A 22638-nucleotide genomic window follows, 5' to 3' on the forward strand; every position below is an offset into this window, starting at 1 on the left:
GTTCATGAGAGCACATTTAGGAGCTACATTGAGCCACTCGCGTTCACCTGACAGCCCGTTGCCTTTCACCCGCGTTTTGCGCGGGGGGTGACGTCAGGGACGCACACTGTGCAACCACCCCACCGCCCAGAAGGACCGAAGGCTCCGTGCCCGTACCCGTACTCCTCGCCGGCCGCTCCGTGCGGCTCGAGCCCCTCGCCCCCCACCACACCGAGGCCTTGGCCCTGGCCGGGGCCGAGGATCGTACGACTTACGCCTTCACCCCCGTACCCCATGGGGTGCAGGCGTCCCACGAGTACATCGACCGCGCCCTCGCAGATCAGGCGGCGGGTCGATCGCTCCCCTTCGCGGTGGTCAGAGCCACCGACGGCCGGGTCGTCGGTTCGACCCGGTTCCTGGAACTCGACTACTGGCAGGGGCCACTGGTGTGGCCCGCCGTGCCGGGCGTCCCGTTCGGTGATCCGGCGACCGCGATCCCCGATGCCGCCGAGATCGGCAATACCTGGCTGTCCCCGGGCGCCCAGGGGACGGGCATCAACACGGAGGCGAAGCTGCTCATGCTCCGCCATGCCTTCGAGACCTGGGGCGTGCGCCGCATCTCGCTGCGCGCCGACGCCCGCAACGGGCGCTCGCGAGCCGCCATGGAGCGGCTCGGGTTCACCTGCGAGGGGGTCCGCAGGGCCCATTCGCGGGGGCTCGACGGCGCCGTGCGCAGCACCGCCTTCTACTCGATCCTCGACGAGGAGTGGCCGGCCGTACGGTCGATCATCGAGCTGAAGCTGTCCGCGGGGGCCCAGCGCAAGCGGCGCCGCAAGACACTGGTCCCGGCGTAACGGTCCTGCGTCCGGCGCAGCCGTCCGCGGCGGCCCCGCCCCGGCCCTTCCTCCCGGCGTCAGCCGAGGAAGGCCGGGGCGAGGGCCGACGCCATCAGCGGCGCGGGGGCGCCGCTGCCGTCGGCCGGCAGCGAGTACAGGTCGGCGCCGAAGTCGCCGGGCAGGGAGTAGACGACCGTCTTGTCGTCCGTCCACACCACCTGGTCGTCCACGCTGCGCTCCTCGGCGAGCGGGGTCTCCCGCATCGAGGCCAGGTCCAGTACGTACAGCCGCCAGGGGGCGTCCGGTGACAGGCCGGGCACCCGCTTCTTGAACACCAGCCGGGTCCCGTCGGGTGACAGCGACGGGCACTCCAGGTTCTCGCGCAGCGTGGTCACGGTGCGCTCGACGAGGTCGCCGCGGACCAGGTGGGTCTGGCCGCCGGTGGCGAGCGTCGCGTAGAAGGTCCGCTCGTCGGCGGCGAAGGTCACACCCCAGAAGTTCACGTCGGCATTGCGGTACGCCTTGCCGTCCTTGCGGATCGCGAAGTCCTCCAGCGAGGCGTCGAACGTGCCGGTGCGCAGGTCGAGCAGCGAGGTCCTGGTGGAGAAGTCGGTCCCGGCGTACGAGTCCCCGCCGACGAAGACCGTCCAGGCGACGAGGTGTCCGCCGGGCGAGACCCGGGCGCGGGTCGGGATGCCGGCCAGCGGGTGGGCCGAGACCTCCTTGAGGTGTGCGTCCAGGACGACGGCCCGGTAGCTCTCCTGGACCCCTCCCTTGTCGGCCTGGAGGCAGATCCCGGTGCCGGCGGCGGCGTGGAAGCGCAGGCAGCTCACCCCGGAGGCGGTGCGGGGGCCCTGGGGCGCGCCGGCGGGGACGGTGGCGAGCTCGTCGCGGTGCGGGCCCCACGCCATGTTCCGGAACACGATCCGCCGCTCGCCCCCGTCCGGGGCCAGGGTCACCGCGCCCCGGGTGATCTGCGGCCCGCCGGCTTGGGTCTGGTTCTTCTCGTCGGCCCGGGAGGAGGCCCGTACGACGGCGAGCACCCCCACGGCGGCGAGCAGCAGGACGGCGCAGACGAGGATCAGGATCCGGCGTTGGAGGGTCATGGGGGCCTTTCGGGGATGTGGGGGACTTCGGAGGCGGGCCGGACTGCTCAGTCGGCCCGCGCCCGGTCGGCGGCCCGGGTGTCCGTCGCGTCGGCGGGCCGCAGCCGGGCGCAGGCGGCGGCCGCGGCGGCCAGCAGCACGGCCGCGGCCGCGAGGGCCGGGCGGGGGCCCCAGACGGTCCAGGCGGCGCCGAAGCCCAGCGAGGCGGCGAACCGGGCGAGGGCCTGGCCGGTCTGGACGAGGGCGAGGCCGCCGCCGCGGTGTTCCTCGGGCACGGCTCCGGCCGCCGCGGCCATCAGCACGCCGTCGGTGGCCGCGTAGAAGCCGCCGTGGAGGAGGAGCACGGCGTACGGCAGGGCCGCGTGGTGCGTGTGGCCCGCGCCGCCGGCGAGCAGGAGCCCGTACGCCGCGAGCAGCGCGAGGTGGCCGCCGAGGAAGACGCGCCAGCGGCCGATCCGGTCGGCGAGCCGCCCGAGGGGCAGCGCGAGCAGGAAGAACGCGGCGGCCGTGCCCAGCGGCAGCAGCGCGAACCAGCGGTCCGCGATCCCGGTGGCGTGCTGGAGCAGCAGGAAGACGAAGGCGTCACTGACGGTGCAGAGGCCGAGCAGCAGGGCGCAGAGGCTGATCCGGCGCAGGTCGCGCCGGCCCAGCAGCCCGAAGGCGGCCCGCAGCGAGACGGGCTCGGCGCCGGGCGACGGCTCGGTGCGCCGGCCGGGGACGAACAGGACCAGTACGAGCACGCCGAGTGCGGCCACGCAGGCGCTGACCGTGAAGACGGCGTCGTAGCCGTCGGCGGCGCCGCGCAGGATCAGGAAGGCGAGGATCGGCCCGATCAGGGCGCCCGCGGTGTCCATGGCCCGGTGGACCCCGAAGGCCCGGCCGCGGTCCTCGGGGGCGGCGGCCAGCGAGATCAGCGCGTCGCGCGGGGCGGTGCGCAGGCCCTTGCCGGTGCGGTCGAGGGCGAGCACCGCGCCGATGGCGGGGAGGGTGTGCGCGAGCAGCAGCAGCGGCTTGCACAGGGCCGAGAGGCCGTAACCGAGGCCGGAGAGGGCCTTGTGGCGGCCGAGGCGGTCGCCGAGGTGGCCTCCGGTGAGCCGGACCAGCGCGCTGATGCCGTTGTAGATCCCGTCGAGCAGCCCGAAGCCGAGCGGGGACAGGCCGAGGCCCGCGACGAGGTAGAGCGGGAGCACGGCCGTGACCATCTCCGAGGAGACGTCGGTGATCAGACTGACCGTGCCGAGGGCGAGGACCGTGGGGGCGAGCGCGGCGCGCCGCCCCGGGCGGATGCCCGGGGCGACGGCCTGCGGCTCGGGGGTCACGGCGTGCGCGGGGGTACCGCGGCTGTCCGCAACGTACATGGTCAGGAGGCCCAGATCCCCGTGATGTCCTTGGCGGTGGCCGCGTTCCCGGCGTGGGCGGTCAGGCCGGCCAGGCCCTCCAGGGTGCGCAGCATGTCGTAGTGGTTGTACGTGGTGGACGAGGTGCTGCCGGGGGTGACGGGCTGGCCGTAGAGCACGGTCGGGATCTTGTTGCCCGCGAGCCGGTTGTCCTCGTCGAAGGTGACGACGAGCAGGCTGTTGTGGGTCTTGGCCCAGTCCGCGTAGGCCTTGAGGTTGTTCTTGAGCCAGGTGTCGCCGGTGCCGACGGAGCAGTCGTGCATGTCGCTGCACAGGTTCGGGACGACGAAGGACACCTTGGGCAGGGTGGTGTAGTCCGTCGGGAACTGGGTCATGGTCTTCGCGGTGCTGGTGGGCACGTTGGAGAAGGCGAACCAGGGGTTGTGCTTGCGGGCGTAGTTGCCGCTGCTGCACGTGGTGGAGCCCTGGCTGGGGAGGGTCTCGTTGTAGCTGGCCCAGCTCTTGCCGGCGGCGATGAGCTCGGAGGCCAGGTTGGGCGCGGAGCTGAAGCCGGGGGTGTAGCAGCTGTCGCCGGTGACTCCCTGGTTGGAGCCGGAGAACAGCTGGAGGTAGTTGGGCTGGCTGGGGTGCGTGATGCCGAACGACTGCGTGAGGTTGGCGCCGCCGCTCTTGAGGGAGTTGATGTAGGGGGCGCTGGAGCTGCCGATGACCTGGCTGTAGGCGTGGTTCTCGAAGACCACGACGACGACGTGGTCGGGGGCCGGCAGGCCGGCCGCGTGGGCGGGCTGGGCGGCGCCGAGGCCGGCCCACAGGGCCGTGCCGGCGGCGGTGAGGCCGAAGGCGGTGGCAAGGGCGGTCTTTCGGGCGGACCGTGACGAGGTCATGCCAAACACGGAAAATACCTCCGGGCAGGGGGGTCTGGTGGCGGCGCGCACGCACCATACCCAGGGGCATGTGCATGGGCCAGGGACAGTCGGCTAACAGCCCGGGAACTCCGGTGGCCCTCCCGGTGTTCGGCAACGCCCTGCCCCGAGGAAGCCCAAGACCTGGAAAAAAGAGGAACCGGGCAGCACGTAGGCTCATCCTTCGAACAGAAGAGACCACCCCCTGGCGGGGACGAGACCATCCCCCCACGGGGCAGCACCAGCCGGAGAGCAACCGCACATGTCGTACTCACCCGACGGACAGCACCAGCCGTACCGATCGGAAGGGCAGTACCAGCAGCAGCCCTACGGCGCTTCGTACACGCAGCAGTACGAACCCCAGTACCAGCCCGAGCCGCCGTACGGGCCGCCGCAGCCGCCCTACGGCGGGCCGGAGGAGCCCCAGTACGAGCGTCCGCGGCCGCGCCGGGCGAGGCGCTGGCTGATCGCGGGTGTCTCCGTCCTGGCCCTCGCGGGCATCGCGGCCGGGGTGATGTACCACTTCGAGATACCCCCGTTCACCGACAAGGGCAAGGACGTCTCCTTCGGCCAGCCCGCCGGGGGCGGCGGCCAGGCGGGCGCCGACGGCGCCGCGAAGCAGGCGGCCAATTCCAAGGCACTGATGCCCACCGGCCCGAAGGCCGAGTTCAAGAACTCGATGACCCTGGCCGACGGCACGCACGTGGCCGTCACCACACTGGACGGCAAGAAGTCCGGCTTCAAGGGCAAGGTGTGGGTCTGGGCTCCCAAGGAGTACAACGACCCGAAGTTCGCCAAGAGCGGCTTCCCGGTCATGATCGCCCTACCCGGTGGCGCGGGCTACCCGAACAACTACTGGATGGGCACCGACCTGGGGCTCCAGACCAGCATCAGCAAGTGGTACGCCGAGGGCAAGAGCAAGCCGTTCATCCTCGCCATGCCGGTGCTGAACCCGGGCCCGGACGACAAGGGCGTCTACTGGGACGGCTCCGACATCCCCGACCAGCCCAAGATGGGGACCTGGCTGACCGAGGACGTCCCGGACCTGGTGAAGGCGAACTTCCGCACCGTCAAGTCCCGTGACGGCTGGGCCTACATGGGCTCCTCCACCGGCGGCTTCGCGAGCCTGAAGGCCGTGCTCAAGTACCCGGAGAAGTTCAAGGCCGCGATCTGCTCCGGCCCGGACATCGTGCCCGACTCCTCGCTGTGGAAGGGCCACGACAAGGAGAAGGCCGAGAACAACCCGGAGCTCCTGGCGAAGGCCATGATCGACAAGAAGGGCTCTCCGGACGTCTACCTCGCCTTCCAGGTCGGCGACAACGAGAGCAACAAGAAGACGCTGCCCGACGTGCAGAAGTTCGTCGCGACGTACGGCAAGGGACCGATCCACACCAGCCTGAGGGTCATCCCCGGCGGCCAGCACAACGCCAAGACCTACGTGCCGAACATGGGCGAGGGCCCGATCCAGTTCATCAGCAAGGTCATGGAAGGACCGGTGGAGTAACCGCCGCTCCGATGGATTCCTCGCGCCTCGGCCCGCCGAACACCATCGGCGGGCCGTTGCCGTCCCAGGCCGCCCAGCCCGGGTCCCCGGTCACGGCGAAGCGCACCCAGGCCGCGTGCATCCGGTCGGCCAGCTCCTGCGGGGCCTGCCGCCCGGCCAGCCAGGAGGACTCCGGCACGTCGAGGGTGTCGAAGACGAAGCCCAGCTCCAGGGCGTGGCAGGCGCCGAGCCCGGGAATGCCCGAGGGCCAGCCGAACTCGTACAGGAAGCTGGGGGCGGACCGCCGCGCCCCCGCGAGGCTGCGCAGCGGATCGCGCAGCAGCCGGTCGGTGAGCAGCTGCCCCGCGAGCTCGGCCGGGCCCGCCCCGGGCAGTGCGGCGCGCAGCGCCCGTACGGCGGCCCGGTCCTTGCCGCTGCGGGCGCGGGCCAGGGCCACGGTGAGCGGGCCGAGCCGGTCCATGACCGGCAGCGCGCCGATGGGGGCGAGCCAGAGCCGGTACTCCTCGGTGGTCCAGCCCAGCAGCAGCGGCACGTCCGTCGCCGTGGCGGCCTCCAGCGGGTCCCCGGGGAGCGTGTCCGGGTCGGTGACCAGGCCGAAGGCGGGGCCTCCGGTCAGCGGGCTGGAGCGGCGCAGCACGGCGGCCTGGGCGGCGAGCAGGTCGGGCAGGGCGGCGGCGCCGAAGGCCCGGGCGGTCGCGGGGACCTTCAGCAGGGAGGCCATCCGCCGGACCATCGCGCGCACCTTCTCGCGCGCCAGCACCTCGGGGGCGCCGCTCTGCAGCGCGGCCTGCGCGAAGAGCCCGGCGGCGCGGGGGGCGCCGAGCAGGGCACCGACGCTGATGGCTCCGGCGGACTCGCCGAAGACGGTGACGCGGGCGGGGTCCCCGCCGAAGGCCCCGATGTTCTCCCGGACCCAGTTCAGGGCGGCGATCTGGTCGAGCAGCCCGCGGTTGGCGGGGGCGTCGGGGAAGAGCCCGTAGCCGAGGACGCCCAGGCGGTAGTTGACCGAGACGAGCACCACTCCGTCGCGGGCGAAGGCGGAGCCGTCGTAGACGGGGACGGCCGAGGAGCCGCGGGTGAGCGCCCCGCCGTGCAGCCACACCATGACGGGCAGCCGGGCTCCGGGGTACGGGTCCGGGGTCCACACGTTGAGGTTCAGGCAGTCGTCCCCGGGGACGTCCGGGTCGGGCAGCAGCGCGGCGAACTTCGGCGGGTACGGCACCTTGGGCGCGGTGGGCCCGAAGGCGCCGGCGTCGCGCACGCCCTCCCAGGCGGCCGGCGGCGCGGGCGCGGCGAAGCGCAGGGCGCCGACGGGCGGGGCCGCGTACGGGATGCCCCGGAAGGAGAAGGTCCCGGCCGGACCGGTCCGGCCCTCGACGACGCCGTACCCGGTCCTGACCCGGGGCCGGCCGCTGCCGCCCGCTGTGCTCATCGCTTCCTCCGTCGGCCCGGTGCGTCACGCACCCCTGCATCACTGCACCACTGAATCCGGTGTTCCGCCTCCCGGGCACGGTCGCACAGGCCTGCGAGGGGTGACAAGGCGTGACCCGGCCCGGGGCGGGCCGGGTTGGACCGGTCATGCGATCCATGCGTATCCACCCCGGTGTCCGCGGCTCCGCCCGGGCGGCCGGCCCGGCCCTCCCGTTCGCGCCCGTGCTCCTTCCCCTGCTCCTGCTCGCGGCCGCGGCGCCGGCGCAGGCCGCGGCGGGGGCCGGCTTCCAGTACGTCGGCCAGGACGACAAGGTCCACGGGCTGACCGCCCCGCAGGGCTGTGTGGCGGCGAAGGGCGGCGGCTCCCGGGCCGCCACCAACTCCACCCGCGGGACGGCGACCTTCTACCGGGAGCCCGGTTGTGCGGGCCGTCCGGCGGCGGTGCTGGAGCCGGGAGCCTCGGGCCAGATCAAGCCGTACTTCGCCTCCGTGCGATTTTCCTTCATCACCAAGGCCCAGCGGCCGTGACCGCCGGGCTCCCGCCGCGTTGTACGCCATGTCAAATGCCACAGACCCCTGTGGCACCACACATCTCACGAGGAGATCTTGATGTCGCGTATCGCGAAGGCAGTCGCCGTCACCGCTGTTGCCGGTAGCGCCCTGGCCGCCGGTGCCGGTCTGGCCGTCGCCGATGCCGGAGCGCACGGTGCGGCGGTCGGCTCCCCCGGTGTCCTCTCGGGCAACCTGGTCCAGGTTCCGGTGCACGTCCCGGTCAACGTCTGCGGCAACACCGTGAACGTGATCGCCCTGCTGAACCCGGCGTTCGGCAACACCTGCGTCAACGCGTCGGGTGGCGGCGAGCACCACACCGAGGGCTACGGCGGCTGACGGCCGGATCGAGGACCCCGGGCCCCCGCCGTACGGCGGGGGCCCTTCTCGTGCGCCCGGCCCTCGTAGCCGGCCTCGTACCCGGCACCCGAGCCGGCCCCGGATCATTCGTAGCGGTAGAGGCCCTGGTGGCTGAGCATGTCGCGCGGGGTCAGGTCCCACGGCGGCATCGGCTCGTCGAGGGCGATCACCCGGCCGCGCTGGAGGTCCCCCGGTGCGAGCGGGGCGGCGGGCAGGTAGCCGGAGCCGGGATGCCTGAGCTGCCAGCGGTCCCAGAGCAGGTCCACGAAGGCGTGGTGCAGCCAGAACGCCGGGTCGTTGGGGGCCGTACCGCCCGTCATGTGGCCGCCGATCCACTGGTGGACCTTGTTGTGGTTGCGCCAGCGCTCGCTCTTCGGCGCGGCCCAGCCCTCCAGCTTGTTGCGGAACCCGCCGCCCTGCGCCGTGGAGTCCCAGGGCGAGGTGTCGTACGTCGGGTCGTCGAGCGCCCACTGGAGCTCGGCCGCGGTGGGCAGCGCGATCGGGTTCTGCGGCCGCCCGAGGTTGCGGGTGAGGAAGCGGGCCTCCGTGATGCCCACCGTGATCTCCCAGTTGCCCTTCTCGTGGGCGAAGGGGCCGGTCATGACCCGGCGGTCGCCCTCCCGGCCGGTGCCGCCGAGGAAGTCCTCGGCCCAGAGGGAGGAGGCCGGGCTGTTGTCGGCGGTCCAGTCCCAGTACGGGACCGAGACGCCCGGGTCGACGGCCCGGAGCAGCCGCTCGAACTGGAGCAGGTAGCGCCGGTGCCAGGGGAAGAACGACGGGGACATGTGCCCGACGCGGAGCTTGCTGTCCCGGTCGGGCACGAAGTACTTGTCGTGGGTGCGCACCAGGTCGTCGTACGCGCCGTTGCGCTTGAGCTCCAGCACTGCCGCCGTGAACCGCTTCTTCTGGGCGCTGGTCAGGTTCTTCTGGTTCTGCCGGGTGTACATGCGGGGCTCCTCAGCCGTGGTGCGGTGCCGCGAACGCCAGCTGGGTGGTGCCGAGTTCGTCGACGGCGGCGCGGGCCAGCTCCAACGGGGTCCCGAAGGACTGGAAGTGGTTGATCCCGCTCAGGTAGCTGCCGTCGGCGCGGCGCATGACGTGCAGGGGTCGGCCGTCGATGCGGACCCCGGCGGAGTCGACGGCGATGTGCCGGCCGCGGTACGTCTCCTCGGCGAGGGGGGCCGGGGTCAGGGTCTGCCGTGGGCGGCGGGCGCGCAGTACGGGAGCCAGGGCCGCGGCGGTGCCGGCGAGCACCGCCGCGGTGAAGGCCGTACGAAGGGCCGTACGGCGGGTGAGTGCTGCGGATGCGGGTGTGGCGTACATGCGGTCTCCCTCGCTCGGTGGTCCGCGCTACGGGGTCTAACGCGGCGCGGCGGGCGAGGTCACATCGGCGGCCGGGGGTGCTTGTAGAAGAGGGTGGTCGGGTGCAGCCGGCCGGCCGGGTCGGCGGCGTAGTCGGGGATGGTGCCGGCTTCGGTCCAGCCGGCGGACCGGTAGACGCGCTCGGCCCCGCTGCCGGTCTCGGTGTCGAGGACCAGCAGCAGCACACCGGCCCGGGCAGCCGCCTGTTCGGCCTCGGCGAGCAGGGCGCGGGCGGTGCCGCGGCCGCGCGCCTCGGGGTGCACCATGAGCTTGCGCAGTTCGGCGCGGTGGCGGCCGTTGGGCTTGGACTCGCGGTACCAGCTGACGGTCCCGTCGAGACGGCCGTCGCCGGTGCGGGAGGCCCAGAGGGCGAGGGAGCCCTCCTCGACGGCGGGAACGAGCGAGTCCCACCAGGCCGCCGCCCGGTCGTGGTCGAGATCGGCGAGGAAGCCGAGCGAGGAGCCGCCGCGGACCACGGCGAGCAGCAGGTCGGCGAGTTCGTCGCGGTGTGCGGCGAGCAGGGCGGCGTCGAGCCGGGCGATCACGGGGGTCATGCGGCGAGGATAGGGATCAGCGCGCGGCCCGCTGGAGGCGGGGCAGGTGCAGGTCGCGGAAGACGGCCGCCATGCGGAGCGCGAAGACGAGCCCGGCGGAGACGGCGGTGTTGGGAGTGTCCGCCACACCGGCCCAGTGCAGGCCGAGGTGGCAGGCCGCCCCGGCGAGCGCGGCGGTCGCGTACACCTCCTCGCGCAGGAGCAGCGGCGGGAACTCCCCGCACAGGACGTCGCGGACGACCTCGCCGGTGACCCCGGTCAGCACGGCGAGGATGAGCACGGCGAGGGGGGTGACGTGGGCGTCGATGGCGGCGCGGGCGCCGATGACGGTGACGACCGCCAGGCCGACGGCGTCGACGACGGCGAGGGCGCGCCGCGGGAGCGTACGGCGGCGCAGGTAGAGCATGGTGGCGACGGCCACGGAGGCGATGACGGCGAGCAGGAGCCGGTCGTGGGTCCAGTAGAGCGGGTGGCGGTCGAGGAGGAGGTCGCGGAGGGTGCCGCCGGAGATGGCGGCGGCGAAGGCCAGGACCAGCCCGCCGAAGGGGTCCATGTCGGCCCGGTGGGCGGCGAGGACGCCCGAGGCGGCGAAGGCGGCTATGCCGAGGAGGTAGAGGGCGTGCAGCACGGCGCCTCCTTCCGGGGACGGGGCGGGTCGGGGCGGACGGGGCGGGATCTCGGATCCACCCGTAGACCCTGCCTTCCCGGCGGGCCGCCGCGCATCGGCCGTTCGGCCATCGCGTGCCGGGTGCCGTCCCTCGGCCGCCGCGCGGGCCTTCTCCCCGTCCCGCCCGCCCTGTCACCGTCTCTTCCCCGGCCCCCGCCCCGGCCCGCGGCCCCCGCGTCTCATGCGCCTCGCGCGCCGGCGGGGCCGGGACCACAGGGACGGGACTACGGGGCCGGGAGTTCCGCGAAGTCGGCCACCAGGGTGTGGTGGTGGCCCGGGGTGCCCAGGGCCAGCGCGTCGGACTTGGCGCGCTTCAGGTACAGGTGCGCCGGATGCTCCCAGGTCATCCCGATGCCGCCGTGCAGCTGCACGCACTCCTCCGCCGCGCGTACCGCCACGCCGGAGCAGTACGCCTGCGCGACCGCCACCGTCAGCGGGGCGTCGGGGGCCCCGGTGGCCAGTGCGTCCGCCGCCGCGCGGGCCGCGGCCCGGGCCGAGGCCACGTCCAGCCACAATTGCGCCAGCCGGTGCTTGAGCGCCTGGAAGGAGCCGACCGGCCGGTTGAACTGGTTGCGGCCGCGCACGTGCCGCACCGTCTCCGTCAGGCACCACTGCGCGATCCCGAGCTGCTCGGAGGCCAGCAGTCCGGCCCCGGAGAGGAGCGCCCCGGCCACCGCCGCCCGCGCCGTCGCCGGGTCCGCGAGCAGGGTCCCCGCGGCGCCGTCCAGCGTCACGGTGGCGAGCGGACGGGTCAGGTCCAGCGGGACCAGCGCGGTCGGCGAGACCCCGCCCGCCGGGACCGCGTACAGCCCCGTGTCGGCGAGGACCAGCAGGACGTCGGCGGCCACCGCGTCCGCCACCGAGGTGACGGTGCCCGTCAGGGTCCCGCCCCCGGTGTCCCGTACGGCGGACGGCAGCGGCGCGCCCGGGGCCTGCGTCAGAGGCAGCGCGGGTGCGCAGACCTGCCGGCCGGCGGCCAGCTCCCGCAGGAGGTCGCCGGCCTCCGGGGTGTCGCAGCCCAGCAGGATCTCCGTGGCGAGCACCGCGCTCGTCAGGTACGGCACGGGCGCCACGGCCCGGCCGAGCTCTTCCAGGACCACGGCCGCCTCCCGGTGGCCCGCGCCCTGCCCGCCGCGCTTCTCCGGCACGAGCAGCCCCGCCGTGCCGATCTCCGCCGCGAGCGTGTGCCACAGCTCGGGGTCGTGCGGCCGGCCGGTCTCCGCCCGGGCGAGCACGTCCGCCGGTGCGCAGCGGTCCGCGAGCAGTGCGCGTACGGCGGACCGGAGCTCTTCCTCCGTCTCGGAGTACAGCAGGTCGAACGCAGTGCTCATCGGGCCAGGTCCTTCCAGGCGAGGTCCTTGTCGTCGCGCGGCTCGGCGGGCAGGCCGAGGACGCGTTCGGCGACGATGTTGAGGAGGATTTCGCTGGTGCCGCCCTCGATGCTGTTGCCCTTGGCGCGCAGGTAGCGGTAGCCGGCGTCGCGGCCGGTGAAGTCGACGAGCTCGGGCCGGCGCATCGTCCAGTCCTCGTACAGCAGGCCCTCCTCGCCGAGGAGTTCCACCTCCAGGCCGCTGATCTCCTGGTTGAGGCGGGCGAAGGTGAGCTTCATCCCGGATCCCTCGGGGCCGGGCTGGCCGGCGGCGAGCTGCTGGCGCAGCCGTTCGCCGGTGAGCCGGGCGACCTCGGCCTGGACCCACAGCCCGAGCAGCCTCTGGTGCAGGGCGTGGGTCCGCAGTTCCGGCCGTTCGCGCCAGGCGGCGGCGACCGGTGCGATCATGCCGCCCTCGCGCGGGATCCGCATGCCGCCGATGGAGACGCGTTCGTTCATCAGGGTGGTGCGGGCGACCTCCCAGCCCTGGCCGACGGCGCCGAGCCGGTGGCCGTCGGGGATGCGGACGCCGGTCAGGAAGACCTCGTTGAACTCGGCCTCACCGGTGATCTGGCGCAGCGGCCTGACCTCGACGCCGGGGGCGTGCATGTCGCAGAGGAAGTACGTGATGCCCTGGTGCTTGGGGAGCGCCGGGTCCGTGCGGGCGATCAGGATGGCCCAGCGGGCGGTGTGGGCGCTGGAGGTCCACACCTTCTGCCCGTCGACGATCCAGTCGCCGGTGGCGCTCTCGCGGACCGCGCGGGTGCCGAGCGCGGCGAGGTCGGAGCCGGCGCCGGGCTCGCTGAAGAGCTGGCACCAGACCTCCTCCCCCAGCCACAGGGGGCGCAGGAAGCGCCGCTTCTGCTCGTCGGTGCCGTAGGCGAGGATCGTGGGCGCGGCCATGCCGAGGCCGATGCCGATACGGCGCGGGTCGTTGTCGGGGGCGCCGGCGGCTTCGAGTTCGGCGTCGACGACGGCCTGGAGGGTGCGGGGCGCGGCGAGTCCGCCGAGGCCCTCGGGGTAGTGGACCCAGGCGAGGCCGGCGTCGAAGCGGGCCCGCAGGAAGTCGTCGCGGTCGGTGTCGGCGGGCGGGTGGGCGAGCAGCAGGTCCCGTACGCGCGTCACCAGCTCTTCGGAGGTGATCATCGGGGACCGCCTCCGTCCAGGGCCGGTACGACGACCAGCCGGCCGGTGGTGGTCCCGTCGGCGAGGCGCTGCACGGCGTCGGCGGCCGCGGCGAGCGGGACGCGTTCGCTGACCAGCGGCTTGATCGCGCCCTCGGCGGCGAGCCGGGTGAGCTCGTCGTGGCAGGCGGCGATGGCGGCGGGGTCCTTGGTGGCGTACAGGCCCCAGTGCAGGCCGAGGACGGCGTAGTTCTTCACGAGGGCGTGGTTGAGGGCGGGGGCGGGGATCGTGCCGCTCGCGAAGCCGACGACGACGATCCGGCCCTCGAAGGCCACGCACTTGGCGGAGGCGGTGTACGCGTCGCCGCCGACGGGGTCGTAGACCACGTCGGCTCCGCGTCCGCCGGTGAACTCCTTGACCCGGGCGACGACTTCCTCGCTCGTCCGGTCGATCACCAGGTCGCAGCCGAGCTCCTCGGCGGTGCGCGCCTTGGCCTTGCCTCCGACGACCCCGATGACGGTGGCGCCGGCGGCCTTGCCGAGCTGGACGGCGGCGCTGCCGACCCCGCCGGCGGCGGCGTGCACGAGGAGGGTCTCGCCGGCTTGGAGGCGGGCCCGGCGGTGCAGGCCGAACCACCCGGTCTGGTAGCCGATGTGCAGGGCGGCGGCCTCGGCGTCGTCGAGGGTCTCGGGGGCGGGCAGCAGGGCGCGGGCGGAAGCGGTGACGTACTCGGCGAAGCCGCCGTGCGGCAGGCTCGGGTTGGCGATGACGCGGCGGCCGTCCTCGGTCTCGCCGCAGATCTCGACGCCGGGGGTGAAGGGCAGCGGCGGGCGGATCTGGTACTGGCCCCGGACGAGCAGCGCGTCGGGGAAGTTGACGTTCGCCGCGAGCACCTTGAGCCTCACCTCGCCCTCGCCGGGCACCGGTTCGGGAACCTCTTCGAGGCGCATGGCCTCTCGGGGTTCACCGGGGGTATGTACTCGCCATGCCTGCATCCGGGGCCTCCAGCCGCCGTCGAGGAACCACGCTCCGCGGGCATACTAAGCGGTCGCTTGCCACTCTGGGAACCGTCGGCGGGACGGTTTCCGGGCCGGACCGAAACACCACGCGCCAATCCGGCCACTCCAGCCCCCGATCAGGCAACATGTGGCGTGCACTCGTCATGACTTGAGTCCAGGGGGGACCACCACATGAGAAGAAGCACGTCCGCGGCCGCTGCCGCCGTCGTTCTGGCCGGACTGGTCACGGCGGCCGCCCCGGCCGCGGCGGCCGGGACCGCGTGCACGCCGGACATCCTGCGGCTGCCGGCCCTCGCGGCGGGCCCCTCGCCGGCCTACGGGTCCGTGCGCGCCTTCGGGGCCGGCGGCCTGGTGGCCGGCGAGAGCGTCGGACTGCCCGCGTACTGGACGGCCGACCACGCGGTGCACGCCGTCCCGCTGCCCGAGGGCTTCGTGTCCGGCGAGGTCGTCGGCGTGAACGCCAAGGGCCTGATGGTGGGCACCCTCCGGCGAGCCGGTGCGCCGGACACGCCGTACGGGTTCACGTACCAGAAGGGTGCGGCGGCGGTCCGGCTGATCGGCGGGGCAGCCACCGCGAGCACGGTGGCGGACGTCAACGACGCGGGCCGCTCGGTCGGCATGGAGGGCGGCGTCGCCAAGGAATGGCTGAACGGAGCGGTGGTGCGCGAGCTGCCCGTGCCCGCGGACGCCCATCCGGGCACCAGGATCGTCTCGGTGAACGGGATCAACGCGCGCGGGGACATCGTCGGCACGGCGCAGACGTCCTACGAGGAGGACGACCAGCTCAGGGGGAAGAGCTTCCCGGTCGTCTGGCCCGCCGGGGGCGGGTACCCGCCGTACAGCCTCCAGGTGTGGACCGAGGACGACCGGACGGTCTGGACGGCCGCGGCCGGCATCGACGACCGGGGCCGGGTCATCGGCCACGAGGACCGCAGCCACCGCGACTGGCAGGAGCGCAAGCCGGCCGTCTGGAAGAAGCCGTACGACGCCCTGCCGAACGACCCCGGCCGGGTCACGGGCTACGACCACCTGACCCTCGACGGGCTCAGCCCGGCCACGAACGTGGCCGTCGGCTCGGCCGTCACCTTCGTCGAGGGGTACGCCAACTTCGTCCACGCCGCGTACTGGCCGGGCACGGGGGCTCCGCTGGCCCTCCCCCACCCCGCCGGCACCGGCCCGGACTCGCGCAGTTCGGCGTACGCGGCCTCGGACGACGACCGGGTGGGCGGCACCTTCTACGACTGGGACACGAGGAAGGGCACCGCCGTGGTGTGGACCTGCGCGAGCAAGCAGGCGTACGCGCCGCAGAAGTGACCCCGCCGCGGGCATGGTGATCTCGGCGCCCGCGCGCTATCGATGCCGCATGACGGACGAGATCCCGCCCGGCCTGTCCGGGCTGCCCGCGCCGCCGCCGCTCGGGTCCGCCGCGCTCCCCGCCGGTACGTACGCGGGGCAGGTGGTCCTCGTGACCGGCGGCGGCACCGGGCTGGGCAAGGCCATCGCCGCCGAGTTCGCGCGGCTCGGCGCGGACCTGGTGATCGCGGGCCGGCGCGCCGCGCGGCTGGAGGCGGCGCGGGAGGAGCTGGCGGCCGTCCCCGGCGCGGGCCGGGTCACGGCCGCCGTCTGCGACATCCGGGAGCCGGAGCGGATCTCGGAGCTCTTCGACGCGGCGCAGGCGGCGCTCGGCCTGCCGGACGTCCTGGTCAACAATGCGGCCGCCAACTTCCCCTCCCCGGCCGAGGACCTGTCCCCGAACGCCTGGCGGGCGGTTGTGGACATCACCCTGACCGGCACCTGGTTCACGACCCGCGAGTTCGGGCGGCGCCACCTCGGCGCCGGCACCCCCGGGTCCATCGTGAACATCGGCGCCTCGTACGCCTGGACCGGCGGGCCGGGCTTCGCCCACAGCGCGGCCGCCAAGGCCGGGGTGAAGAACCTGGTGGAGACGCTCGCGGTCGAGTGGGGCCCGTACGGCATCCAGATCAACGGGCTCGTGCCCGGCCTGTTCCCGCACGACGACATGACCGAGGACATCCGCGACGGCCTGGAGCGGGCCGCGCCCGCTGCCCGCGACCGCCGCCAGCCCGCCCTGCGCGTCGGCGCCCCGCGCGAACTCGGCTGGGCGGCCACCTTCCTGGCCTCCCCGTACGCCCGGTTCATCACCGGGCACACCCTGGTCGTCGACGGCGCGAACTGGCAGCGCCGCTCGCTGGTGAACCCCGAGGTGGTCCCGGTCCGCACCCAGCTGGGCCGCGGCCCGTACAGCCCCTGAAGGCCGGTTGTCGGTGCCCGGTGCGAGGATCGGACCATGTCTCTCGCCGATCTGACCCTCGACCACTGGCGTTCGCTCGACCGGGCCGCCGCCGGGCGAATCGCGCACGAGGCCGCCGCGCAGGCGGGCGGCCGCGTGGTGCTGCTCGACACCGTCGACCACCTCGGCGGACCACTGCACCGCGTGCGCATCGAGCGCGGGGGACGGGAGTTCGCCCTGATACCCGGCGGGCCGGTGCGGCTCGGCTTCGATCCGCGGGCCTGGGTGCCGACGTCCGCGCAGGCCGCCGACTACGAGGAGAGCCGGGCGGAGGGGTACGGGTACGAACTCCCCCTGGAGGACTACCTCGCCGAGGTGCTCAGCCCGGTCCGTACCGCCGTGCTCGCCACCGTGCTCATGGCGGTGGAGGACGAGACGCTGACCGAACGCCCGGAGTCGACGGCGGACGTGCTCGCGGCGCGCGGGCTGCGGATGCCGGGCCCCGACGAGTGGGAGCACGCCTGCGGGGCCGGGGCGGGCACCCTGTTCCGGTGGGGGAACGAGTGCCCCCTGGACGAGCCCTCGTACGGGGGCGACGGCGGCGTGCGGCACGAACCGAACGCCTTCGGGCTGCACATCGCCTACGACAGCTACGGGACGGAGCTGAGCAGCGACCCGGCCGCCGTGCACGGCGGTGACGGCGGCGAGGCCGTGTGCGGCGGATACGGCGACCTGCTCGCGTGGCTGCCGCTGGCCACCGCCAACCGCAACCCTGCCACCGCCGAGTTCGCGTACGGACCGGGCGGCGAGGGCCTGTACGAGGGGTTCTCGACGCGGCCGGTGTTCAGCCTCCGGTGAAGTGCGGCGGGCGGCGGGCCGCCTTGGCGGCGTAGCCCTCGCGGCAGTCCTCGGAGGCGAGGGTCAGGGCCGCCGTCATGGCGACGCGGTCGAGGGCCGGGGCGAGGGCGGCGTCGGCATAGGCGTCGATCGCGCGCTTGACGCCCTGCACGGCGAGCGGGGCGTTGGCCGCGATCTCGGCCGCCACCGCGCGGGCCGCGGCGTCCAGCTCCTGCGGGGGGACCAGCAGTTGGACCAGGTTCAGGCGGTACGCCGTCGCCGCGTCGACGCGGCGGCCGGTCAGCGCCAGGAACTTGGCCCAGCCCGCGCCCGCCTCGCGGGCGATCCGCAGATCCCCGCCCGCGTCCACCGCGACGCCGAGCTGCGCCTCGGGCAGGGCGAAGACGGCGTCCTCGGCGGCGACGCGGAGGTCGGCCATCAGGGCCAGTTCGAAGCCGAAGCCGAGGCAGTAGCCCTGTACGGCGGCCACCACCGGCTGCGGGAGCCGCGACAGCACGGCGAAGCGCTCGTGCACCCAGCGGATGCCCTCGTAGTAGTTGCGCGTCCGCTCGGCGGCCGTCGCGCCCGTGATGGCGCCGCCCGGGGCCTTCACGTCGATGCCCGCGCAGAAGGCGCGGCCCTCGGCCCGCAGCAGGACCACCCGTACGTCCGGATCGAAGCGGATCCGGTCCGCGAGCAGGCCCAGCTGGCGGGTGGACTCCCAGCTCCAGCCGTTGAGCCGGTCCGGGCGGCAGAGGGTGAGGACCGCGATCCCGTCCGCGGTCTCCAGGCGGATGCGCTCCTCCCCCTCCTCGACCTCGTTGCCGATGGTGTCGATCACGGAAGCCTCCTCTGACGATCCGTCAGAATAGAGGCTCCGGGCTCAGCGCGTGAAGACCTCGAACGTCACCGCCGGGCGGCCGCCGAAACGCGGCGCCGCCTGCTGGGCGTAACCGGTGAGGAAGCCGCGGACGTACTCCTCGGGGTCCTGGTCGGTCAGGACCTCGATGTACGCCTTGTGCTCCATCAGCGACTTGATCGAACGCTCCAGTCCGGGACCTGCGTCCACGGCGTGCGTGGGGGTCGAGGACCCGGCCACCGCGATCCAGCGGACCCCGTCCCAGGGCTCCAGGCCCTGCTCGGAGATGAGCTCCGGGAAGATCCACCGGTTGCCGGCGTCGGCGGCCGCGTCCAGGGCGGCCCGGCCGACGGCCTTGTGGTCGGGGGTGTTCCAGTTGCCGCCGCCGCCCTGACCGCCCCAGGTGTCGCGGTGGTTGAGGGTGATGAGCAGTTCGGGGCGGTGCCGGCGGATGGCGGCCGCGATGTCCCGGCGCAGGTCCAGGCCGTACTCGACGACCCCGTCGCGATAGTCGAGGAACTCCACGGTGGACACCCCGACGACGGCGGCGCTCGCACGCTGTTCGGCCTCCCGCAGCGGAGCGCACTCCTCGGGCGGGATCGTGTCGATGCCTGCCTCGCCGCGGGTCGCCAGGAGGTAGACGACCTCGCGGCCGCCGTCCGTCCAGTGGGCGATCGCCCCGGCCCCGCCGTACTCCAGATCGTCGGGGTGGGCGACCACCGCGAGGGCGCGCTGCCAGTCGGCGGGCATCGGCTCCAAGGGCGCGGGCTGATCCAGTTGTTCGGTCATGCCCGCACAATAAACGCCCGCCCCCGGACCCCGCCGTTCCGCGAGCCGAGTCCTAGACGTCGTCGCGCACGAGGGCCAGCAGGCGGTCCAGGACGCGGGGGCCGCCGGCGCGGACGCCGTCGTGTTCGAACTCGTCCGTGACCCAGGTGCGCAGGCCCCGGATCCGCGCGGCCGTGTCCAGGGAGTGGGCGGTGTCCACGTACAGGTCGTCGTGGTAGATCGCGGCGGCCACCGGGACCTCGTTGGCGGCGAGTCGGGCCGGGTCGTACAGGGGTCCCCAGCCGGTACGGGCGGCCAGCAGTTCGGCGGTCTCGCGCAGCGGGGCCAGCGCCGGGTCGGCGGTGAAGTGCCAGGGGTGGACGGTCTCGCCGGTCAACAGCACGGGCCCGTCGCCCGCGAGGGCCTTCGCGGCGTCGAAGCCGGGGTGTGCGGCGCGGACCCGTTCGGCGGCCCAGGCGGTGGGCGCGGCCGCGTCCTGGGCGTAGATGGCCTCGTGGAGCAGGGCGTACAGCGGGTGCGCGGCGAACGAGAGCAGACCCTGTACGTGTTCCAGGAAGGCGTCGGCGAGGGCCGGGCCCGCCGGGGTCGGGACGAAGGCGTCCTCGAGCAGGTAGTGCAGCTGGTGGCTGCCGTCGCCGGTGCCGAGCAGGATGCCGAGGGACTGGAAGGCCTCGGCGGTGAGGCGGTGGCCGCCGGGGAGTACGGCCGGGCGCTCCGCGAGGTGGGCGGCGACGCGGCGGGCGCGCTCGACGTCCATCGGGTAGCGGGCGTAGTGGGCCCGGTTCTTGCGCTCCATGCGGGGGTACGCCGCCGCGTACACCTCGTCGGCGGTGGCGGTCAGGGAGGGGAGGCCGCCGGTGATCAGGGCGGCGGCCAGGCCTTCGGGGGCGGTGGAGAGGTAGTGGGTGGTGCAGAAGCCGCCGAAGCTCTGCCCGAGCACGGTCCAGGGCGCGCCGCCGGTCAGGCCGGGGCGGATGGCCTCGGCGTCGCGCACGATGGAGTCGGCACGGAAGTGGGCGAGGTACTCCGCCTGCTGCCCGGGGGTGCCGCGCAGGGGCAGGGTCTGCCGGTTCGCCGGAGTGGAGCGGCCGGTTCCGCGCTGGTCGAGCAGGAGGACGCGGTATTCGGTGAGGGCCCGCTCCAGCCAGGCCTGCCGGCCCGTGAAGCGGCGCGCGCCGAAGCCGGGGCCGCCCTCCAGGTACAGCAGCCAGGGCAGGGTCTCGGGGTCCTTGCCGGTGGCGACGGCCTCGCGGGCGTACAGCTCGATGTGCTCCCCGTCCGGGCGCCCGTGGTCGAGCGGGACGCTGAACCGGTGGTCGGTGAGGACGACACCGGGCTGGCGGTAGCTGTGGTCGATGGTCACGAACGGCCCCTGGGTGTGCGGCGGCCCCGGTCGGATCGCGACCGGGGCACGGGTCTGGCGGCCCGGCCGAGTCTAGTGCCGGGCCCGCCCTCCGCCCCCGTGCCCCCACCTGCGGCCGCGTCAGCCCGGGGCGGGGGCCGGCGCCGGGGGGTGTCCGCGAAGGGGCGCCGTCCGCCCGGAGGGCGGGCCAGGCGGGACTTCGCGGACACGCCCTAGGAGAACTCCACCACGGAGCGCAGGACCTCGCCGCGGTGCATGCGGGTGAAGGCCTCTTCCACGGCGTCCAGGGGGATGGTCTCGGAGACGAAGGCGTCGAGGTCGAGGCGGCCCTGGAGGTACAGGTCGACGAGGAGGGGGAAGTCCCGCTCGGGCAGGCAGTCCCCGTACCAGGATGACTTGAGGGAGCCGCCGCGGCCGAACACGTCGAGCAGCGGGAGTTCGAGCTTCATCTCCGGCGTGGGCACGCCGACCAGGACCACCGTGCCCGCGAGGTCGCGGGCGTAGAAGGCCTGCCGGTAGGTCTCGGGGCGGCCCACGGCGTCGATGACCACGTCCGCGCCGTTGCCGCCGGTCAGGGACTGGATGGCCTTGACCACGTCCTCCGTGGCGCCGTTGACGGTGTGGGTGGCGCCGAGGCCGCGCGCCCACTCCAGCTTCCGGTCGTCGAGGTCGACGGCGATGATCCGGGCCGCGCCGGCGAGGCGGGCGCCGGCGATGGCCGCGTTGCCCACTCCCCCGCAGCCGATGACGGCGACGGAGTCGCCCCGCCCGACGTTGCCGGTGTTCAGGGCCGCGCCGAGGCCGGCCATCACCCCGCAGCCGAGGAGCCCGGCGGCGGCCGGGGAGGCCGCCGGGTCGACCTTGGTGCACTGGCCGGCCGCGACCAGGGTCTTCTCGGCGAACGCGCCGATGCCGAGCGCCGGGGAGAGCGGGGTGCCGTCCTCCAGGGTCATGGGCTGCGTGGCGTTGTGCGTGTTGAAGCAGTACCAGGGGCGGCCGCGCTTGCAGGCCCGGCAGGTACCGCACACGGCGCGCCAGTTGAGGACGACGAAGTCGCCCGGTGCGACGGAGGTGACGTCCGGGCCGACGGATTCGACGATTCCGGCGGCCTCGTGGCCGAGGAGGAAGGGGAACTCGTCGTTGATGCCGCCCTCGCGGTAGTGGAGGTCGGTGTGGCAGACCCCGCAGGCCTGGACCTTGACCAGGGCCTCGCCGGGCCCCGGGTCGGGCACGAGGATCGTCGTCGTCTCCACCGGTGCGCCCTTGCTCCGGGCAATGACCCCTCGTACGCGATGTGTCACGTCGTACCCCGCTCTGGTCGATCTGTCTGGATCAACGAACGTACACGGGCGCGGCGGTGGAGGGGAGCCGTGTCACGCCGGGGAAGTCGCAGTGGCGAGTTCCGGCGGTACGGCGGCGCGAAGTGCCGCGCCGAAGGCGGCCACGGCCGGGTGGGCGCCCGCGCCGCTGCGGAAGGCGATCTTCGTTCGGCGCTCCATGAGGAGCCGGGTGAGGGATACGGCCGGGTCGGCGGGGCCCATCACCCCGAGCTGCGGGACGACGGCGACTCCCTGACCGGCCGCGACCAGGGCGAGCACGGTGGGGAACTCGTCGACCCGGTGGCGGATCCGCGGGGTGAACCCGGCGGCCTGGCAGGCCCGCAGGGTCATGGCGTGGCAGAGGGTTCCGGGGGTGGCCGTGATCCAGGGGGCGCCGGCGTGGGCCCGCAGGACGGCGCCCTGCTCGGGGCCGGGGGCGGGGGCCGCGGCCCCGACGGGAGCCGCCGGCGCGGGGACGGCCTGCGCCGGGACGGACTGCGCCGGCGCCGCCAGGTACATCGACTCCCGGTAGAGCGGCTGCGTCGCGAGCCCCGGCTCCTGCGGCGCGGGGACGAAGTCGTACTCGTGGACCAGGGCCACGTCCAGGTCCCCGGCGCGCAGGGCGTGCGCGACCTCCGCCGGGTCGGTCTCCGAGACCATCGGCTCCAGCCCCGGATGGCGCCTGGCCAGGTCCACCAGGGCGGCCGGGACGATGGCCCGGATGGCGGTGGGGAAGGCCCCGACGCGCAGGGCCCCGGCCAGTCCGCTGCGCGCCTCGGCGAGATCGGCGTCGGCCTGTTCCAGCCGCTCCAGTACGGCTTCGGCGTGCCGGACCAGGTTCTGGCCGGCCGGGGTGAGCCGGACCCGGCGGCCGGTGCGTTCGAGCAGCGGCAGCCCCGCCTCCCGTTCGAGGACGGCGAGTTGCTGGGACACCGCCGAAGGGCTGAACGCGAGGGCCTCGGCCACCGCGGCGATGGTCCCCCGGCGGGCGAGTTCGCGCAGCAGGCGCAGGCGTCGTACGTCGAGCATCGGCTCAGCTTACGGTTCGGGTAAGAAACGCGAACTGGATTCGGCGCTCGGGGCGGATGAAGCTCGTGGG

The 22638-nt window shown here is 74.1% G+C and carries 23 protein-coding genes; 7 read left to right on the forward strand and 16 right to left on the reverse strand.

The window, feature by feature from the left end; all coding sequences use genetic code 11:
• Nucleotides 1-146 precede the first annotated feature (146 nt).
• A complete protein-coding gene (locus tag ACFY1T_RS26970; RefSeq protein WP_327134653.1) occupies nt 147-833 on the forward strand; it encodes a GNAT family protein in 687 nt (228 codons plus the stop codon).
• A gap of 59 nt (nt 834-892) precedes the next feature.
• On the opposite strand, the gene ACFY1T_RS26975 is transcribed toward ACFY1T_RS26970, so the two are convergent.
• Genes ACFY1T_RS26975 through ACFY1T_RS26985 form a run of 3 tightly spaced genes read right to left on the reverse strand, consistent with a single transcriptional unit; the run spans nt 893 to nt 4163 of the window.
• Nucleotides 893-1921: a TolB family protein gene (locus tag ACFY1T_RS26975; RefSeq protein WP_390790462.1), complete on the reverse strand. Its 1029-nt coding sequence runs from the start codon at nt 1919-1921 to the stop codon at nt 893-895.
• 47 nt (nt 1922-1968) lie between these two features.
• The gene (locus ACFY1T_RS26980; RefSeq protein WP_390790463.1) at nt 1969-3279 is read right to left on the reverse strand and encodes an MFS transporter; all 1311 of its coding nucleotides are present in this window, start codon (nt 3277-3279) and stop codon (nt 1969-1971) included.
• A 2-nt stretch (nt 3280-3281) separates the two neighbouring features.
• Nucleotides 3282-4163, reverse strand: coding sequence for an alkaline phosphatase family protein (locus ACFY1T_RS26985; protein WP_390790464.1), 882 nt, complete (start codon nt 4161-4163; stop codon nt 3282-3284).
• A gap of 280 nt (nt 4164-4443) precedes the next feature.
• Between ACFY1T_RS26985 and ACFY1T_RS26990 the strand changes: the two genes are divergently transcribed.
• Nucleotides 4444-5685: an alpha/beta hydrolase gene (locus ACFY1T_RS26990; protein ID WP_390790465.1), complete on the forward strand. Its 1242-nt coding sequence runs from the start codon at nt 4444-4446 to the stop codon at nt 5683-5685.
• Here ACFY1T_RS26990 and ACFY1T_RS26995 read toward each other — a convergent pair.
• Nucleotides 5663-7117 carry a carboxylesterase/lipase family protein gene (locus ACFY1T_RS26995; protein WP_390790466.1) on the reverse strand — a complete coding sequence of 485 codons (1455 nt, stop codon included), beginning with the start codon at nt 7115-7117 and terminating at the stop codon, nt 5663-5665. The genes ACFY1T_RS26990 and ACFY1T_RS26995 overlap by 23 nt on opposite strands.
• A 155-nt stretch (nt 7118-7272) precedes the next feature.
• On the opposite strand from ACFY1T_RS26995, the gene ACFY1T_RS27000 reads away from it, so the two are divergent.
• Entirely contained in the window at nt 7273-7644 is a 372-nt protein-coding gene (locus tag ACFY1T_RS27000) for a hypothetical protein (protein ID WP_390790467.1), read from the forward strand.
• An 81-nt stretch (nt 7645-7725) separates the two neighbouring features.
• A complete protein-coding gene (locus ACFY1T_RS27005; protein ID WP_030868780.1) occupies nt 7726-8004 on the forward strand; it encodes a chaplin in 279 nt (92 codons plus the stop codon).
• A gap of 104 nt (nt 8005-8108) precedes the next feature.
• On the opposite strand, the gene ACFY1T_RS27010 is transcribed toward ACFY1T_RS27005, so the two are convergent.
• From ACFY1T_RS27010 to ACFY1T_RS27040, 7 genes are all read right to left on the reverse strand, one after another.
• Nucleotides 8109-8972: a tyrosinase family protein gene (locus tag ACFY1T_RS27010; protein WP_390790468.1), complete on the reverse strand. Its 864-nt coding sequence runs from the start codon at nt 8970-8972 to the stop codon at nt 8109-8111.
• A 10-nt stretch (nt 8973-8982) separates the two neighbouring features.
• Nucleotides 8983-9348 (reverse strand): tyrosinase family oxidase copper chaperone, encoded by a 366-nt coding sequence (locus ACFY1T_RS27015; protein ID WP_390790469.1) that lies wholly within the window; start codon nt 9346-9348, stop codon nt 8983-8985.
• A gap of 59 nt (nt 9349-9407) precedes the next feature.
• Nucleotides 9408-9941: a GNAT family N-acetyltransferase gene (locus tag ACFY1T_RS27020; protein WP_390790470.1), complete on the reverse strand. Its 534-nt coding sequence runs from the start codon at nt 9939-9941 to the stop codon at nt 9408-9410.
• A 16-nt stretch (nt 9942-9957) separates the two neighbouring features.
• Nucleotides 9958-10569 carry a trimeric intracellular cation channel family protein gene (locus tag ACFY1T_RS27025; RefSeq protein WP_390790471.1) on the reverse strand — a complete coding sequence of 204 codons (612 nt, stop codon included), beginning with the start codon at nt 10567-10569 and terminating at the stop codon, nt 9958-9960.
• A gap of 263 nt (nt 10570-10832) precedes the next feature.
• Nucleotides 10833-11939, reverse strand: coding sequence for an acyl-CoA dehydrogenase family protein (locus ACFY1T_RS27030; protein ID WP_390790472.1), 1107 nt, complete (start codon nt 11937-11939; stop codon nt 10833-10835).
• Nucleotides 11936-13123 carry an acyl-CoA dehydrogenase family protein gene (locus ACFY1T_RS27035; protein ID WP_390790473.1) on the reverse strand — a complete coding sequence of 396 codons (1188 nt, stop codon included), beginning with the start codon at nt 13121-13123 and terminating at the stop codon, nt 11936-11938. The genes ACFY1T_RS27030 and ACFY1T_RS27035 overlap by 4 nt, the downstream gene beginning before the upstream one ends.
• Nucleotides 13120-14097 (reverse strand): NADPH:quinone oxidoreductase family protein, encoded by a 978-nt coding sequence (locus tag ACFY1T_RS27040; protein WP_390790474.1) that lies wholly within the window; start codon nt 14095-14097, stop codon nt 13120-13122. Before ACFY1T_RS27040 ends, ACFY1T_RS27035 begins: the two co-directional genes overlap by 4 nt.
• Before the next feature lie 195 nt (nt 14098-14292).
• Between ACFY1T_RS27040 and ACFY1T_RS27045 the strand changes: the two genes are divergently transcribed.
• From ACFY1T_RS27045 to ACFY1T_RS27055, 3 genes are read left to right on the forward strand one after another with little or no spacing between them, the layout of a single operon-like run.
• Entirely contained in the window at nt 14293-15435 is a 1143-nt protein-coding gene (locus ACFY1T_RS27045; RefSeq protein WP_390790475.1) for a hypothetical protein, read from the forward strand.
• Between the two features lie 49 nt (nt 15436-15484).
• The gene (locus ACFY1T_RS27050) at nt 15485-16393 is read left to right on the forward strand and encodes an SDR family oxidoreductase (RefSeq protein ID WP_390790476.1); all 909 of its coding nucleotides are present in this window, start codon (nt 15485-15487) and stop codon (nt 16391-16393) included.
• A 36-nt stretch (nt 16394-16429) separates the two neighbouring features.
• The gene (locus ACFY1T_RS27055; protein WP_390790477.1) at nt 16430-17230 is read left to right on the forward strand and encodes a hypothetical protein; all 801 of its coding nucleotides are present in this window, start codon (nt 16430-16432) and stop codon (nt 17228-17230) included.
• On the opposite strand, the gene ACFY1T_RS27060 is transcribed toward ACFY1T_RS27055, so the two are convergent.
• The 5 genes from ACFY1T_RS27060 to ACFY1T_RS27080 all read right to left on the reverse strand — a co-directional run bounded on the left by ACFY1T_RS27060 (nt 17217) and on the right by ACFY1T_RS27080 (nt 22568).
• Nucleotides 17217-18050 (reverse strand): enoyl-CoA hydratase/isomerase family protein, encoded by an 834-nt coding sequence (locus ACFY1T_RS27060; RefSeq protein ID WP_390790478.1) that lies wholly within the window; start codon nt 18048-18050, stop codon nt 17217-17219. The genes ACFY1T_RS27055 and ACFY1T_RS27060 overlap by 14 nt on opposite strands.
• 42 nt (nt 18051-18092) lie before the next feature.
• Entirely contained in the window at nt 18093-18857 is a 765-nt protein-coding gene (locus ACFY1T_RS27065; RefSeq protein WP_030872195.1) for a PIG-L deacetylase family protein, read from the reverse strand.
• A 52-nt stretch (nt 18858-18909) separates the two neighbouring features.
• A complete protein-coding gene (locus ACFY1T_RS27070; RefSeq protein ID WP_390790510.1) occupies nt 18910-20214 on the reverse strand; it encodes an alpha/beta fold hydrolase in 1305 nt (434 codons plus the stop codon).
• A 218-nt stretch (nt 20215-20432) separates the two neighbouring features.
• On the reverse strand, nt 20433-21521 hold the full coding sequence (locus tag ACFY1T_RS27075) for an S-(hydroxymethyl)mycothiol dehydrogenase (RefSeq protein WP_390790479.1): 1089 nt from the start codon (nt 21519-21521) through the stop codon (nt 20433-20435).
• Between the two features lie 72 nt (nt 21522-21593).
• Complete coding sequence (locus ACFY1T_RS27080; RefSeq protein ID WP_390790480.1) at nt 21594-22568, reverse strand: LysR family transcriptional regulator; 975 nt, start codon at nt 22566-22568, stop codon at nt 21594-21596.
• Between the last annotated feature and the right edge of the window lie 70 nt (nt 22569-22638).

The organism is Streptomyces sp. NPDC001194 (assembly GCF_042896985.1).
In the GTDB taxonomy this organism is placed as follows: domain Bacteria; phylum Actinomycetota; class Actinomycetes; order Streptomycetales; family Streptomycetaceae; genus Streptomyces.

What these genes read in the sequence shown, in the direction of transcription:
- ACFY1T_RS27030 (WP_390790472.1), bottom strand. Translation starts at nt 11,939, where the DNA reads ATGAGCACTGCGTTCGACCTGCTGTACTCCGAGACGGAGGAAGAGCTC.
- ACFY1T_RS27080 (WP_390790480.1), bottom strand. Translation starts at nt 22,568, where the DNA reads ATGCTCGACGTACGACGCCTGCGCCTGCTGCGCGAACTCGCCCGCCGG.
- ACFY1T_RS27035 (WP_390790473.1), bottom strand. Translation starts at nt 13,123, where the DNA reads ATGATCACCTCCGAAGAGCTGGTGACGCGCGTACGGGACCTGCTGCTC.
- ACFY1T_RS27020 (WP_390790470.1), bottom strand. Translation starts at nt 9,941, where the DNA reads ATGACCCCCGTGATCGCCCGGCTCGACGCCGCCCTGCTCGCCGCACAC.
- ACFY1T_RS26980 (WP_390790463.1), bottom strand. Translation starts at nt 3,279, where the DNA reads ATGTACGTTGCGGACAGCCGCGGTACCCCCGCGCACGCCGTGACCCCC.
- ACFY1T_RS26985 (WP_390790464.1), bottom strand. Translation starts at nt 4,163, where the DNA reads ATGACCTCGTCACGGTCCGCCCGAAAGACCGCCCTTGCCACCGCCTTC.
- ACFY1T_RS26975 (WP_390790462.1), bottom strand. Translation starts at nt 1,921, where the DNA reads ATGACCCTCCAACGCCGGATCCTGATCCTCGTCTGCGCCGTCCTGCTG.
- ACFY1T_RS27050 (WP_390790476.1), top strand. Translation starts at nt 15,485, where the DNA reads ATGACGGACGAGATCCCGCCCGGCCTGTCCGGGCTGCCCGCGCCGCCG.
- ACFY1T_RS27015 (WP_390790469.1), bottom strand. Translation starts at nt 9,348, where the DNA reads ATGTACGCCACACCCGCATCCGCAGCACTCACCCGCCGTACGGCCCTT.
- ACFY1T_RS27000 (WP_390790467.1), top strand. Translation starts at nt 7,273, where the DNA reads ATGCGTATCCACCCCGGTGTCCGCGGCTCCGCCCGGGCGGCCGGCCCG.
- ACFY1T_RS27010 (WP_390790468.1), bottom strand. Translation starts at nt 8,972, where the DNA reads ATGTACACCCGGCAGAACCAGAAGAACCTGACCAGCGCCCAGAAGAAG.
- ACFY1T_RS27040 (WP_390790474.1), bottom strand. Translation starts at nt 14,097, where the DNA reads ATGCAGGCATGGCGAGTACATACCCCCGGTGAACCCCGAGAGGCCATG.
- ACFY1T_RS26990 (WP_390790465.1), top strand. Translation starts at nt 4,444, where the DNA reads ATGTCGTACTCACCCGACGGACAGCACCAGCCGTACCGATCGGAAGGG.
- ACFY1T_RS27065 (WP_030872195.1), bottom strand. Translation starts at nt 18,857, where the DNA reads ATGACCGAACAACTGGATCAGCCCGCGCCCTTGGAGCCGATGCCCGCC.
- ACFY1T_RS27055 (WP_390790477.1), top strand. Translation starts at nt 16,430, where the DNA reads ATGTCTCTCGCCGATCTGACCCTCGACCACTGGCGTTCGCTCGACCGG.
- ACFY1T_RS26995 (WP_390790466.1), bottom strand. Translation starts at nt 7,117, where the DNA reads ATGAGCACAGCGGGCGGCAGCGGCCGGCCCCGGGTCAGGACCGGGTAC.
- ACFY1T_RS27005 (WP_030868780.1), top strand. Translation starts at nt 7,726, where the DNA reads ATGTCGCGTATCGCGAAGGCAGTCGCCGTCACCGCTGTTGCCGGTAGC.
- ACFY1T_RS27045 (WP_390790475.1), top strand. Translation starts at nt 14,293, where the DNA reads ATGAGAAGAAGCACGTCCGCGGCCGCTGCCGCCGTCGTTCTGGCCGGA.